This is a genomic window from Haladaptatus pallidirubidus, assembly GCF_020700235.1.
GTDB classification, from domain to species: domain Archaea; phylum Halobacteriota; class Halobacteria; order Halobacteriales; family Haladaptataceae; genus Haladaptatus; species Haladaptatus pallidirubidus.
The window spans coordinates 168635-182280 of sequence record NZ_CP085305.1 but is presented as its reverse complement, the minus strand read 5'-3'; the positions used below and the strand labels follow the sequence as shown (position 1 = coordinate 182280).

General features: G+C 52.6%; 12 protein-coding genes. 3 read left to right on the top strand and 9 right to left on the bottom strand.

From position 1 onward, the window contains the following. Positions 1-26: 26 nt before the first annotated feature. Positions 27-1019: a bile acid:sodium symporter family protein gene (locus LIX15_RS27765; RefSeq protein ID WP_227778463.1), complete on the top strand. Its 993-nt coding sequence runs from the start codon at positions 27-29 to the stop codon at positions 1017-1019. Positions 1020-1039: 20 nt separating this feature from the next. On the opposite strand, the gene LIX15_RS27760 is transcribed toward LIX15_RS27765, so the two are convergent. The 3 genes from LIX15_RS27760 to LIX15_RS27755 all read right to left on the bottom strand — a co-directional run bounded on the left by LIX15_RS27760 (position 1040) and on the right by LIX15_RS27755 (position 3572). Further along, positions 1040-2488 (bottom strand): FAD-binding oxidoreductase, encoded by a 1449-nt coding sequence (locus LIX15_RS27760; protein WP_227778462.1) that lies wholly within the window; start codon positions 2486-2488, stop codon positions 1040-1042. A 596-nt stretch (positions 2489-3084) separates the two neighbouring features. Continuing rightward, a complete protein-coding gene (locus LIX15_RS33860) occupies positions 3085-3240 on the bottom strand; it encodes a DUF7837 family putative zinc-binding protein (protein ID WP_438267235.1) in 156 nt (51 codons plus the stop codon). A 191-nt stretch (positions 3241-3431) separates the two neighbouring features. After that, positions 3432-3572 (bottom strand): hypothetical protein, encoded by a 141-nt coding sequence (locus LIX15_RS27755; protein ID WP_227778461.1) that lies wholly within the window; start codon positions 3570-3572, stop codon positions 3432-3434. 1072 nt (positions 3573-4644) lie between these two features. On the opposite strand from LIX15_RS27755, the gene LIX15_RS27750 reads away from it, so the two are divergent. Together LIX15_RS27750 and LIX15_RS27745 are read left to right on the top strand one after the other, a co-directional pair. Continuing rightward, positions 4645-6039 (top strand): MmgE/PrpD family protein, encoded by a 1395-nt coding sequence (locus LIX15_RS27750; RefSeq protein ID WP_227778460.1) that lies wholly within the window; start codon positions 4645-4647, stop codon positions 6037-6039. A 149-nt stretch (positions 6040-6188) separates the two neighbouring features. Continuing rightward, positions 6189-6983, top strand: coding sequence for an SDR family oxidoreductase (locus LIX15_RS27745; protein WP_227778459.1), 795 nt, complete (start codon positions 6189-6191; stop codon positions 6981-6983). 139 nt (positions 6984-7122) lie between these two features. Here the strand turns inward: LIX15_RS27745 and LIX15_RS27740 are convergent, their stop codons facing one another. The 6 genes from LIX15_RS27740 to LIX15_RS27715 form a co-directional block, all read right to left on the bottom strand. Then, positions 7123-7551, bottom strand: coding sequence for a universal stress protein (locus LIX15_RS27740; protein ID WP_227778458.1), 429 nt, complete (start codon positions 7549-7551; stop codon positions 7123-7125). Positions 7552-7660: 109 nt separating this feature from the next. Next, on the bottom strand, positions 7661-9112 hold the full coding sequence (locus tag LIX15_RS27735; protein ID WP_227778457.1) for an SLC13 family permease: 1452 nt from the start codon (positions 9110-9112) through the stop codon (positions 7661-7663). Positions 9113-9169: 57 nt separating this feature from the next. After that, positions 9170-10663, bottom strand: coding sequence for a tripartite tricarboxylate transporter permease (locus LIX15_RS27730; protein WP_227778456.1), 1494 nt, complete (start codon positions 10661-10663; stop codon positions 9170-9172). Beyond that, positions 10651-11238: a hypothetical protein gene (locus tag LIX15_RS27725; protein ID WP_227778455.1), complete on the bottom strand. Its 588-nt coding sequence runs from the start codon at positions 11236-11238 to the stop codon at positions 10651-10653. The genes LIX15_RS27730 and LIX15_RS27725 overlap by 13 nt, the downstream gene beginning before the upstream one ends. Positions 11239-11353: 115 nt before the next feature. Continuing rightward, positions 11354-12406, bottom strand: coding sequence for a Bug family tripartite tricarboxylate transporter substrate binding protein (locus LIX15_RS27720; protein ID WP_227778454.1), 1053 nt, complete (start codon positions 12404-12406; stop codon positions 11354-11356). A gap of 126 nt (positions 12407-12532) precedes the next feature. Beyond that, complete coding sequence (locus LIX15_RS27715) at positions 12533-13510, bottom strand: aminopeptidase (RefSeq protein ID WP_227778453.1); 978 nt, start codon at positions 13508-13510, stop codon at positions 12533-12535. Positions 13511-13646: the final 136 nt, after the last annotated feature.

The window sequence follows — 13646 nt, the reverse complement described above, 5'->3', positions numbered from 1 at the left end:
ATACCATTGACAGTATTAAGACAAGCATGGCAAAGTTAGACAAGGTGGAGAGAGTATCCGACTTTATTAACAAGTATTTTGTTGTTTGGGTGATTGCCGCTTCGTCATTCGCTCTCTCTCAGCCTGACGTCTTCACGTGGATTGGAGAGTATATTTCCCCACTATTGGGAGTTGTCATGCTAGGCATGGGCCTTACGCTTACTCCGCCGGATCTCAAACGGATTATCGAACGGCCAAGAGACGTTCTGATTGGATCACTCGCCCAGTGGACAATCATGCCAATAACAGCTTATCTCTTAGTACAAGCCTTCAACCTCCCGACCGAGATTGGGATTGGTATCATCCTGCTTGGGGCTGCACCAGGTGGTACATCCTCAAATGTGATGACGTATTTAGGAAAGGGCGACGTTGCTCTTTCAATAGCAATTACATCACTCACCACCATTGTTGCGCCAATCGTCATGCCAGCTTGGGTATTCTTCCTGGTGGGAACACAAATTCAGGTCACATTCGTGGAGATGTTTCAAGAGATCCTCTTCATCGTTTTGCTTCCCGTCGTAGCTGGGCTCACAATCCGCCAATTATTGGAACGAAAGGCACCAACCACTGCAAAGGCTAGTTTAGCTGCCTTTCCATCGATTAGCGTTATCGCTATCGTCGCTATCGTTGCTGCTGTGGTCGGGCTCAACGCTGATAACATTCTGACTGTCAGTGCTGTTGCACTTGCTGCGATGATCATCCACAATACAATTGGTCTCGCATCCGGGTATACGATCGGCTATACCGCTAAAATGCCAGAAGATCGCATTCGTGCCTGTACATTCGAGGTTGGACTGCAGAACTCCGGGCTAGCTACTGCACTTGCCATCACCTTCTTCAGTCCTCTCGCAGCCCTTCTCCCCGCGCTATTCAGCGTCTGGATGCTTATCGTTGGGCCCACCCTCGCCACTTATTTCGCTCACCAAACAGATAGGAAACAAAAATCCCAATCAAACACTGAGCCGACGATGACCGACTAACAGTTTCACTGAGCTCTCAGCTATCCACTATCTGTGTCTATCTCCAAGGATTCCGATTCATCGCGACTATCTTCATCCTCACTATCATCTTTCGGCGGGAAAATCTTCCCTGGATTGAGAGTCTCTTTCGGGTCAAGCGCTTGTTTGATCGCTCGCATCGCATCAACTGCAGCCTCACCATGCTCTCGTTCCATGAATTTGCGTTTACCGACGCCAATGCCGTGCTCGCCGGTTGCAGTCCCATTGAGCTTGATAGCACGCTCTACAAGTGTAGCGTATGCCTCCTGAGCATGGGCGGCCTCCTCGGGATCGTCATAGTCAGCCAGCACGAAATAATGAAGATTGCCGTCGCCGGCGTGGCCAAAACAAGGTACAAAGAAGTCGTATTCTTCGGCAATGGCACGGACTTCAGCGATCATTTCCGGATACTGGCTAATGGGGACGGTCACGTCCCCCGGCGGCCCAATATCGAGATCAGGATCGTACTCTTCGGCAGCATAAGTAATGTCTTTCCGGACTTGCCAGAGCTGCTCCATCTTTTCTCCAGCAGCGATCTCCATCCGTTCAAGCTCATGTGTTTCAAAGATAGTTCGACAGAAATCGATCTCCTCGTCAATACCGTGATTGGCATGGAATTCGACGAACACCATTGGTTGTTCTGGCAGATCAGTATCGGCGTAATCGTTGGCCAACAGAGCTGTCCGGTCATCAATGAGTTCAATCTTTGCCACGTCCACTCCCGATGTAACCGCATCGGAGATCGCTTCAGTAGCGTCATTCAAAGTCGGGAAAACAGCGCGCCCACCCTTCACTTGCTCGGGACGGCCAGCGAGTTTGAGCGTCGCGCACGTGATGATGCCTAGCGTTCCTTCACTTCCGACAAGCAACTCCTTTAAATTGTATCCGCTAGAGGTCTTGACCGCTTTACTCCCAGCCTCAATGACAGATCCATCCGGCAATACCACCTCTAATGCGAGCACCCAGTCTGCGACTTCACCATACTTGACCGTTCGTTGCCCGGACGCGTCGGTAGCGATCATCCCACCAATCGTCGAAATCGCTCCCGAAGACGGCAACGGTGGAAAGAACAACCCATATCGCTCAAGAGCCTCGTTGACCTCGTCACCAATAGCGCCTGCCTCCACATCGATCTGGAGGTCATCAGGTCGAATTTCGCGAACAGAATCCATTCGAGTGGTGTCAAGACTAATTCCGCCTTCAATTGGCGTAGCGTTACCCTCTAGTCCCGTTCCGGCAGCATACGGTGTGACCGGGATGTCATGATCATTAGCCGCACTGACGATCGTAGAAACATCCGTAGTTGATTTAGCAAAAACGACGACGTTCGGCTCAACTTCGTCCTCATCACGAGTACCGAAATCGCCAGCGTGATTTCTCCGGTCGGATTGGGCCTGAGAAATCTCGCCATCCAGTTCGAGGTTATCAAGGAACGAGTAGTCGTTGACCATACGATAAAGAAGTCAGTGTTTAACATAACTCCTCGGCTAGAAGGCTAAATCCAAGAAATGATACTATCCAAAGGTCACTATAGGCTCAGCTAGCTTTTGATGCTCTGCATGACTGCACGACACCCATGAGGTGGTCGACGAACTGTCGACGTCATCGACTGCCTCTATGACGCGGTCGTCGCCGTCATTGCCGACAACTAGCCGTTGAAAGTCGCCAGTGGTGGTCACACCGGGACAGAACGAAAGCGCCCATCAAAGTGATTCCGTCACAAACGCAGATTCCATCCTCAAAAGAATTCAAATACAGTACGTAATTTCTTCTTGGTTTTGGTGCCGAAAAGACCACCGATTTGCAGTGTGTAGCAACACCCTCTATCTATCGTCTGGCTCTTGCACATCTACCTCGTTGAGAATAAAGACAATCTCAATTACCTACTACACGCTTGGAAAGACAACTAGTCCGCGAGAGATCCGATCATGAACTGCGCATAGATCGATTCGGAGGTTTCGGGGTGGGTACTTCTGCTTACGATTTAAAGCCCTCGTAGGAGATTCAGACCATTAGAGCATTGATCGGCAACTTTTCGCGAGGACGATTATTCTGGGCGGATGATTTCACGACAACCAGGACACTCTGCATACACCGTACGCTCTGTCTGCACCTTGTATTCAAGGTGAAGGCTACTTTCTGGAACCGCTGCCCGGCAGAACGGGCACGTACCTAATATCGAGCCATTGTCCGCCACGGTCATCAGCCACTAGTATAACTACGGACTCAGCATAGAAAGTGATTTACGATATTATAAGTGAATCCACTCACAGTTCCGACTTGGATCTGACTCCGGCGACGAATCGCCGTTACGCGAATTATTCAAATTATCTGACTTGTGAACCACCAGGTGGCTAATCACGGTGTGCGTTACCGGAGGCTGCGTCGTCCTGATTACGCGCACCGGTACAATTGACCTAAGAGGTTGTCTACGAGCGCATCCTCGGCGGCGAGATTACGCTGGTCGCTACCGTCTGGGACGAGGAACCGCTCTTGCTCAATAGTTCGTTGCTCTACTGATACAATGTGGTTCACACCTCACATCGTCGGTCGGATGCACAACGCCAACGAGGCGTGGGCCGAGAAGCTTGACGCTTACTTCTGAGCGACCGATGCGAAAACCGGCTCTCACCCCATGTCGGTAGACAACCGTACGGAAAAAGACGACGTGCGTGCGGTGCGCAGCGCACCGAGATCGTTCTCCTCACTCCATCAATCAGCCGACAGAGAGTTCTGAAGCAAGAAGATACAGTAGTGCAATCGGGAACGCTGCGTGTTCGACTACGACTTCCAAAATCGCCAATTTCGAATACTGTATATTATTTTTGCATTTTATTTCTAAACTAGAATCACCGCGCGTTTCCGGTTCGGAAGGCTAACCTACAGCTCAGACCTCAGTGCGGTTGATGTGACCGCATCTAGCTCAACGATGAACAGTACTAGTTTGACGCCATCATTAATCTCGATACTATTTAATCACTATAGAGGCTTCGAAACGGCAAAAAACGCAGTTTCCGCTTGTACATTTTTCTACAAGTATTCTGATAAATTCGCTGTCGACGGTGCGTCAATCGTCTTTTGTGTAACGCCGTGAGAAACCTGTTGTCGTGGGTTCAATCTCAAAGATGATACTGTAGACCTCAAATCATGGACTATAATATAATTGACCTTTATTAGAAAATGACATTATTGATACTGTTTCAGAGGGCTGCCGAAGAAACGATTAATTAGTGGCTCGTATCGATCGCTTCCGCACGAGGTGTATTGCGGGCGACGTCTCGAGCGTCTGTAATCATGAACGGCAAACGTTGATGTGTTCCGATTGTCTTCGGGCTCTTCGCATTGCCGCTCACAGTCTAAATGCACGCTGATAACAACCCAGAAGTACGAATGAGAGAGCATCCAGTCAACTCTGGGTGAACGGAGTGTTACTTCCGACTGGTATCCCTGCTTAGGGAATCGAAGTCGGTCTTCGATTTGTATCAAAAATTATACTACTATAATACTTTATAGGAATGCAGTAACGATCAATATGTGAAGGAGGACTCCCTCGTAGACTATTAGTCGGACAGTGACCTTTATCACGCAACTTCTCATTATTCAAAACATGAGTTCACCCGTCCAGCGGACGGTAGATCCAACCGAACAGCTCTGTGAGTTCGTCACCGGAGTTGAATACAACGATATTCCAGAGAGTGTGACTGAGCATGCGAAATTAATGATCCGAGACACGCTGGGCGTCTCAATCGCAGCAACCAAGACACAACCATTCGAACGGATACGCGCAGCGAAACGCCAAGATCTCAACCATGGGCTCAGCACTGCTCGTGTGCCCGGGACACCGATCCGCGCATCTCTAGGCGATGCCGGGCTCCTGAACGGAATTCTTGCACATGCACTTGACTTCGACGACGTACATCCGGATATGGGCGGCCACCCGTCCTCGCCGGTACTGAGTGCTTTGCTCCCTATCTCGGAGCAACAAAACGCGTCTGGGAAAGAGTTTCTCCGGGCTTTCATTCTCGGGACAGAAGTCGAGATCACCTTGGCGAACGTGCTCAATCCGGGTCACTACGAACGGGGCTGGCACCCGACTGCGATCCTCGGCACCGTCGGTGCTGCGACCGCTGTCGGAGCCCTGTGTGATCAGGATGACGACACACTCCGATACGCGGTTGGGATTGCAGCATCTCAGGCGGGCGGAATCAAGGCAAATTTCGGGACGATGACAAAATCCTACCACGTTGGCCGAGCAGCCCGATCGGCCATTGAGGCCGCGCAACTCGCCGAAGAGGGATTCACATCAAATCCTGACGCGCTTGAGACTGACTTTGGTGGCTTTTGTGATCTTTTTCAAGGAACCCCCGGCTACGACTTCGCCGACCATATTGAGAAACTCGGCAATCCATGGAAAATCCTCTCGCCCAAAGTTGGATTCAAGCCCTATCCCTGCTGTGGAAGTACCCATGGAGCAATCGATGCTGCCCTTGCGATCCGTGAAAACCTTGATGGTAATCTCGACCTCGAATGCGTCAAATCAATCGAAATCGAAGAACACCCGAGACGGCTAGGTCACACCAACCGCCCGTATCCCCGGACGCCGCTCGACGCCAAGTTCAGCGTCCAGTATTGTGTCACCTCGGCTCTCCGTAACGGTGATGTCTGGTTCGACCACTTCACGTTAGAAGCCGTCGAAGGCGACCGACAGAACGTCCCACTAGATCGTGTCACGATCCAGGAGCGACCCGAGGAATTCGCAAACGATGACTGGGGTGCCGAGGTGATTGTGAGACTAACCGATGGAACCGAGGAGTCTGTAAGGATCCCCGCGCCAAAGGGATCCGCTGACAACCCAATGACAGACAAGGAACTTGAACATAAGTACGGACGTTGTGTCGCCCACGTCCTCCCCAAGGAGAGGGCTAGTGAGTCTATAAGCCTGTTTGAACGACTTGAGAATCTCGACGATGTCACTGAACTACTCGACGTCCTCACTTCATGAGGACGCGGCCAGATTCACCACTACTTCGTGATATTATGATTGGACGACCTCTCAGGATCAGCTCTGTCATAACCGATCCGTACGCTGCCTTTTGCATACGAAGTTTTTTCGACACATAAGTTTTTGTCTGGTGACTACCTGCGAAGTATATGGACTTAGGACTCACGGGAAAACGAGCTTTCGTACTTGCGGCGAGCCGTGGACTCGGTAAAGCAGTCGCAACGGAGCTCGTTCGAGAGGGTGCGTCGGTTATCATCACGGCGCGGGACGCTGACCAACTCAGGGGTGCGGTTGAGGAAATTCAGCGAGAGACAGCGTGTGCGGAAGACGCCATTGATCACGTTATCTGCGATCTTGGCGACGAAGACATGGTGCGGGATGCGACACGCGAGGCCATCAGTCGGCTTGGTGGACTTGACGTTCTCGTAACGAATCATGGTGGTCCACAGACGAGCCGATTCCCCACCCTCTCCATCGAAGACTTCGACGAAGGCTATCAGACTATCCTACGGAGCACCGTTCTCGTCTGTGAGGAGGCTCTCCCCGCACTAAGTGATGGCGGCGCTATCACGAACTTGGTGGCAGCATCGACGCTCGAACCCTCGGCTGGTGGCGTCATCGGCAATGTCTTCCGTCCGGGAATATATGGCCTCTCAAAAGTTCTTTCCGACGAGTACGGCGAGGACGGAATTCGCGTCAACTGCGTCGCACCCCGCGGCGTAATGTCCGACCGGATCGAGCAAAAACTCGCATCGCTTGCTGAACGGGAGGGGATCACCAAAGATGAGGCGCTAGAACTTCGTACGGACGAACTGGCGCTAAACGAACTCGGCCAACCGAAGGAGTTCGCTCGGACGGTCTCATTCGTATCTTCGCCGGCTGCAGGATATCTCACCGGTGCGGTCATTCCCGTCGACGGCGGGTGGCATCGTCACGCGTTCTGAAAATAACCTACGCCGATATATTCGGAGGTGGGGAATTCCTCCTCGACCGAGGAAGATCCGTCTCATCGTTGCTCATAGATGAATCGTAATCCAAAGCTGTTGAGAAAGTCGTATACTTTCGGACATAGATTTCTGCCGGTTACTTGCCCATCACGGTGACCACCGGGATATCGGAGTTGAGGAGGATCGACTGGGTGGTGCTTCCGAAGAGTGCTTTCCCAACGGCCGAACGCTTCTTTCCACCAATCACGAGATACGGGGTGGCGTGGTTTTTCGCATATTTCACGACCTCGTTCGCAGGGTCACCGACCAGCCCGACGGCGGTGGCGTCTACCCCTGCATCGGAGATCGCAGCGGAGGCGATCTCCCGTGCCATCGAACGAATATCATCAAGACTAATGGTTTTTCCAGTATCTTCGACGGACTGTTCTTCGAGGTCACGGAACGAGTCACGGTTCATTACGTGAACAACTTGAAGTTCTAGGTCAAAGGCCTTGGCCAGCTTCTCTCCTTCTGTAACGAGTATCTCCTCTGATCGATCTCCATCGACTGCTACAATGATTGGCATTGTTCGATACGATGAACCAGGAGATAATAAGCGTGTGGCTCGTTTGTATGGGGAGAGAGCTGGACTCTTGATAGATGGATGGTCAGCCGTAGGCCGATAGAGTGGCCATTCAGGTAAGCAACGGCCAGTAGATCGTCCAGGCGAACACGATGACGAACGCGGCGTAAACCATCGTTACGAGGCCAAATACGATGACGTCAATTTTCGAAAGCGGACCCCGATCGAACGAGAGAAGAACTGCCGTCGTGTTGAAGGGTAAGATGGTGGTCGAGCCGACGATCAGGAGAACAGAGAGTGCGAGGTAGAGCCGATTGATGCCGAGCGTTTCACCGAACCGGATAATGATGGGGAGCACGACAATAATCGCCGCCGAGGCAGTTGAAAAGAACACCCGAATCAGAACTGCGAGTGCAAGCAGGATTGCCACGATCTGCCAGTAGACGAGGGAACCAAATGGGATCATATTCGTGATCAAGTCCACGAGGTACGTGAGCGTACCAGTCGTCTCCATTGCGTGGAGGATAGAGAACATCGTCCCAATCACGAACAAGATTCCCCAACTTACCTCCGAGACGTCGTCCGCCGTGATGATGCCGATATCCGGGAGTGCGAGCACTCCGACGGCAAGGGCAGCGGGAACGATCGTAGGAATCCCGATGAATGATCCAATGATCCATAGCACGACAGCGCTGACCATAACCGAACCGACAATGAGTTGATCGTGACTAAATTCGAAATCGGGAGTGACCTCCAAATCGTCGGTGAGTTGAGACGGGCTAGTATCGTCAGGAGTCGCATCTTCAACCTCGGATCGTGCATCGTAGAACCGTTCGGCGGTGAACGCGGACAGCACGTAGAGAACGACGACCGGTGGGATCATCAGGGTAGCCCATTCAACCCACGTGATTGGTTGGATCTCACTTTGAACGAGCTCCGAGGTGATGATTGCCATTCCACCGCCTGTCATTAGGGTCATCGATGCAATCGGGTTTATGTGTCCGAGAACGAGAAACGACGTTCGCTCGAAGTCGCTGTCATGGCCTAATCCGTAGGCTTCCGTCATCTGGCGGACAACCGGAATAAATGTGACCGTTCGAGCGACTGCAGAAGGCATGACGAATGACAGTGCGAGCATGTACCCGGAGAGCGCTCGAATCGGACGGTGAGAGTGTCCGCCTGCAGAGAGAAGTCGCGAGGCAAACCACGCGTCGAGGTCGACCTTTGAGATCGCCTGTCCGAGGAGTAACAACAGAAGGAGAAAAAACACGAGCGAAGATGCAAACCCAATCGTGGCGTCTTGAAACGTGTCTACACCGCCAAGTGCAAAGAGGAGAACGACGGAGATTGTGGCCGAGATGACGTAGGGGACTGCCTTGCTGAGCCAGAGAACAAGCGAGAATGCGAAGACGGCGAGGACGCTCTGCATCTCCGGAGTAAATCCGTGTGGCGGCGGTACAAGAACGCTCCAGAGAATCGGCACAATGCTAAGAGCCACTCCTCCAGACATGACGAGGGTATCACGTTGCTTTCCACTAGTATCGTTTTCGACGAGATCACTCATGGTATCTCCCCTGGCGAACCGTGAATAATTCCGGTAGTGACAAAAACATAATCTATCTCAAGAGATCAAACGTTCGATCCGTGGCTTGATCGCAGGGCCAAAAAGGATGACGAGGATCGCGATGACGATCACCAGAGAGAGTGGTTTGGTTACGAAGATCGAGTAAGAGCCGCCAGAGAGTTGCAGCGAACGGAGAAGGTTCTCCTCTGCAATTGGTCCGAGAACGACACCGAGAACGAACGCGATGATGGAGTAATCGTATTTAACCATGAGATAGCCGAACAGACCGAGACCGACTACTGTAGCAACGTCGATCCAGTTCGTTCGAAGCGTATACCCGCCAACCAACGACAGTACAACGATCGTCGGGACGATATAGTGGGTATCAATCTTCGTGAGGAGTCCGAGTCGAGTGACGAGAAATACGCCCACGAGGAGGATGAATATATTTCCGACTAAGAGAGCAAGCATGAAGGTGTACGTCGTCGCGAGCTGTGTCTGGAACAGCTGGGGTCCAGGCCGGAGGCCGTGCATCAATAGGCCACCCAAGAGAACTGCGGTCGATCCACTTCCTGGGATACCGAACGAGATAGTTGGGATCAGCGAGCCGCCGATTGTCCCGTTGTTTGATGCCTCAGAGGCGATCACCCCATCGGGTTTTCCGCTTCCGAAGTCGTCGGAATTATCGGAACTCCGCATTGCCTCGCCGTACGAAATGAAATTCGCAACGGTCGCACCCGAACCAGGCACAGCGCCGATGAACATACCGATAAAGCTAGATTTGATGATCGTGATTGGACGACGGATTGCCGCACGCACGCCGTTGAAGACATTTCCGGTGAGTTTGATCCCTCTTTCAGCGATACCGCCGCTTTGAGCGGAGAGCTTGATCATCTCTGCGATTGCGAACATTCCGATTAACGCCGCGATGAAGTCGATACCGTCGTAGAGCGACAACATACCGAACGTGTATCGGAGCTCGGGAGAGTTTGGTGCAATGCCGATTGTAGTTAGCATCATGCCGAATGCACCGGCGACGATCGCCTTGACGACCGAACCGTGGGCGACGACGCCGATCATTGAAAGCCCGAGGACTGCCATGAGAAAGTACTCTGGTGTTCCGAACAGTAACACGACTTCGATGAGGACGGGTGAAAGAAGGATCAGAGTAAGGACACTGAGAAAGCCGCCGATCGCGGAAGACGTTGCAGAAATGGACAGGGCCTCGACGGCTCGTCCCTGTTTTGACATTGGATATCCATCGAACGTCGTCGCTGCCGCTGCTCCAGTTCCCGGGACGTTTACCAGGATCGCTGAGATACTACCGCCGTACATCGCCCCACTATACATGCTCACAAGCAGGACAAGGGCATTAATTGGCCCAAGGGGGAGTGTGAGCGGCAGGACTATCGCCATCCCGAGCGAAGAGCCGACACCCGGAAGCGCACCAGCAATCATCCCAAGGATGAGTCCTACAACCACCCAGAGTGGGGTCGGCCACGTCAAGAGCGTGTCTGCAGCTTCAATGAGCGGCCCGATTATACCAGCCATGAAGCACCCCCTAGCGTCAGGATCGCACCCGTAGCCATGGATACATTGAGAACCACCATGAAGCTGTACGCGATGGCGAAGGCAACGACCGTCAATATGGCAGTTCGGAGGAGATCGATGCGGTACCATCGGGCGTACACGATAACGAACCACGGACTAGCCCAGAGGAGTCCGATAGCGTAGCCAAGCAGGGCATACCCCACAATCGAAAGCGCGGTGAATACTGAGTCGTGCAGAGGTCGGTTAACCGACGAGACGCCCTCTTCGGTCATGGCTAGATCCTGCTCTGTGGACTCCTGTTGCTCGGTGAGTTCCTCACTGGCCTCGAACGTTCCCCCGTCGCTGACCAACATCCGTCGGATTGATGCCGGCAGGTAATTACGGACGAGGAGAAGAATTGATCCAGTGAAGACCACGGACGCAGCGAGCCTAGGAAACTGGGCAGCGCTGTCGATGCTAAACGTGGTTGTTCCCCAGAGCATATAGCCAGAGATGATCACCATGGTTGCTTCCAGTACCTTTTCTCCATCCATGACATCTTCTATGAAATGTTGATATAACTCCTGTACAGTCATGATAAACCTCGATATTTAATATATGACTTCATTGTTATTGTCCCTCATACCTAATCGTTGTGTTCTCCGCTAACCGCTATAAATGTAGTCCCCTCTGCAGACCACCGCTCTTAGCCTAAGCTTCATTGCGAACCTTTTCAAGATCCACGTTCTTGGGGACTTGCTCGAAGGCATCCTTGACCGCCTTCTCAGCAGCATCAGGCGAACCATATTCGACGACGTTACCAGTATTTTCGGACCATTTCTGGACGCGGTCGGTTTGGAGAGCTGTCTTGAGTGCCTCCGTGAGCGTCTGAACGACATCGTCCGAAGTCTCGGGAGGAAGGAACATGCCGCGGCTGAGCTGACCGAGGAAGTCAATATTCGGGAACCCTTGGTCACTAACTTTCGCAAGTTCAGGGAAGACACTGGTTCCTTCGCTGGAGAGACACACGATAGTGTCGACGCGATCGTCAGAAGCAGCGGCCTCAGCAGCGGTATCCGTACTGATCGAGATCGGGATCTCATCAGAGACGACCGCCTGCACGGCTGGCCCAGAGCCGTCGTATCCAACATACTGGTTCCAGGCAAGGTTGTAATCGGAATTACCTTTCATCAAGAGGGCCAGGACGTGATCGACGCCACCCCTTTCCTTCCCGCCGAATTTCTTGAGATCTCCGTTCTGGTATCGACTGATGAGATCGGAGAAATCCTTGATCTCGTATTTAGGGTTGGCGACGATGACGAACGGCGTCCGTGCATAAGTACCGACGCCGACGAGTTTCTTCATGTCATAGTCGGGCGGATTGACCATTGCCGAAACTGGCGTAGAGGGTGGATTGAATCCACCGAACGTCTGACCATCGGGCTTAGAGTGGTAAAGTTGGCCGGTTCCTCGGAGGGATGCCGCACCAGGAATGTTTTCGATTGCGATGTTGACGCCGAGTTCATTCGCCATTTCGGGAATAACCTGTCGAGCGTATGTGTCTGTCCCGCCACCTTCAGAGAACGGTACGATATAGGTAAGATCACCGGAAGGGTACGAACCATCCGATCCAGAGTTATTTCCACCAATGCCGGTGAGGCCGGAACAGCCAGCTAGGCCGCTGAGCGCCATTGTCGATGCTACCCCTGAATACTTCAGAACCGACCGTCGAGTCACGGAGCGGTCATTGTTTCCATTTGGCATACATGGGAAACCGATATTGCCCAACGTTATTAATCTTGCGCAACAATTATACAGATTGTCAATTAAAGAGTGTAGTTTAACAGTGGATAGACATATAGATATTCGAAAGTAGGGAGGAAAGACGCTCTAGAAGAACGTGAACTCGCCGTCCGTGAGCACGATCTCACCGTCCAGTTCAAGCGTTGGCTCAGCCATCATCGCATCGAAGTGAACGGGAGCGCGTGTTGTCCCACCAAGGTTGCTCGACGTCCCGATACCGAAGTGAACGTTGCCGTACCGTCCATGGTCGTTTGAGAACCATCCGTTAAATTCGGGGCACTCGGGGTTCATGCCGACCGCAAGCTGCGCGATATTGTACACCGCGGGGTCGTCATGCTCGGCCCAGACGTTCGCAATGCGCTCTGCCTCGCGTCCACCCTCAACTGACGTGACGGCACCGTCCTCGATCTCCATCTCGACCGGCGTCTCCAGCACGCCAATGTCGAGGTTTGGGATTGCTCCATCGAAGATGACTGTTCCGTCAGTTGTACCCTCGACCGGGGCGATGTTCGACTCGATATGCACAAGTGCGGTAAATTCACCTGGCTCGTCAGCGATACCAGGGTGAGCATTGCCGTCGCGGTCTTCGAGACCAACGGTCACGTCAGTTCCCTGCGGGGAAGTAATGCGGGCCTCGCTGGCCTGAGAGAACTTCCGTGCCATTTCCTCACAGTGCGGTCGCATCCCTCGATAGTCGGCATAGAGACCTCCACGGATCAGCTGTTCGCTCGTGAATTTCACCATGCTAATGACACGAGCCCCCTGCTCCTTTGCACGTGCGACGGCGCTAGAGTGAGTGATTGAACGGTGAACGGGCGTAATAATGACGTCGGCTTCCATCATTGCAGCGGCGACAGTTTCCTCGGGCTCGTTTCCGTCGTACTTGCGTGGATCCATGAGGATCATCGACACGTTCGCATCACGTTCCTTTGCAGCAGCGGTGACGCGCTCGGCAACATTCGCGACCTGCCAATCGGAGACGACGAGAACGTCCTCTCCGGGTTCGATAGCAGCACACGTTTCAACGACGATACTCGCACCTTTCATCTCCTGAACGGAGTTCATGTCCTTTAGACAAGGTTCATCGGGGTATATATTCGTTTCTCAGTACCACAATAATTCTCCGTTCTGCAACTTCTTTTCCATCCCGTATTGTAGGTTCCAGCAATTCTATCCAGGCTGCGAAACAGATATGTATTCG

Excerpts from the sequence above, each read along its gene's own strand:
- LIX15_RS27765 (WP_227778463.1), top strand. The coding sequence starts at position 27 with ATGGCAAAGTTAGACAAGGTGGAGAGAGTATCCGACTTTATTAACAAG.
- LIX15_RS27760 (WP_227778462.1), bottom strand. The coding sequence starts at position 2,488 with ATGGTCAACGACTACTCGTTCCTTGATAACCTCGAACTGGATGGCGAG.
- LIX15_RS33860 (WP_438267235.1), bottom strand. The coding sequence starts at position 3,240 with ATGACCGTGGCGGACAATGGCTCGATATTAGGTACGTGCCCGTTCTGC.
- LIX15_RS27750 (WP_227778460.1), top strand. The coding sequence starts at position 4,645 with ATGAGTTCACCCGTCCAGCGGACGGTAGATCCAACCGAACAGCTCTGT.
- LIX15_RS27745 (WP_227778459.1), top strand. The coding sequence starts at position 6,189 with ATGGACTTAGGACTCACGGGAAAACGAGCTTTCGTACTTGCGGCGAGC.
- LIX15_RS27740 (WP_227778458.1), bottom strand. The coding sequence starts at position 7,551 with ATGCCAATCATTGTAGCAGTCGATGGAGATCGATCAGAGGAGATACTC.
- LIX15_RS27735 (WP_227778457.1), bottom strand. The coding sequence starts at position 9,112 with ATGAGTGATCTCGTCGAAAACGATACTAGTGGAAAGCAACGTGATACC.
- LIX15_RS27730 (WP_227778456.1), bottom strand. The coding sequence starts at position 10,663 with ATGGCTGGTATAATCGGGCCGCTCATTGAAGCTGCAGACACGCTCTTG.
- LIX15_RS27725 (WP_227778455.1), bottom strand. The coding sequence starts at position 11,238 with ATGACTGTACAGGAGTTATATCAACATTTCATAGAAGATGTCATGGAT.
- LIX15_RS27720 (WP_227778454.1), bottom strand. The coding sequence starts at position 12,406 with ATGCCAAATGGAAACAATGACCGCTCCGTGACTCGACGGTCGGTTCTG.
- LIX15_RS27715 (WP_227778453.1), bottom strand. The coding sequence starts at position 13,510 with ATGAACTCCGTTCAGGAGATGAAAGGTGCGAGTATCGTCGTTGAAACG.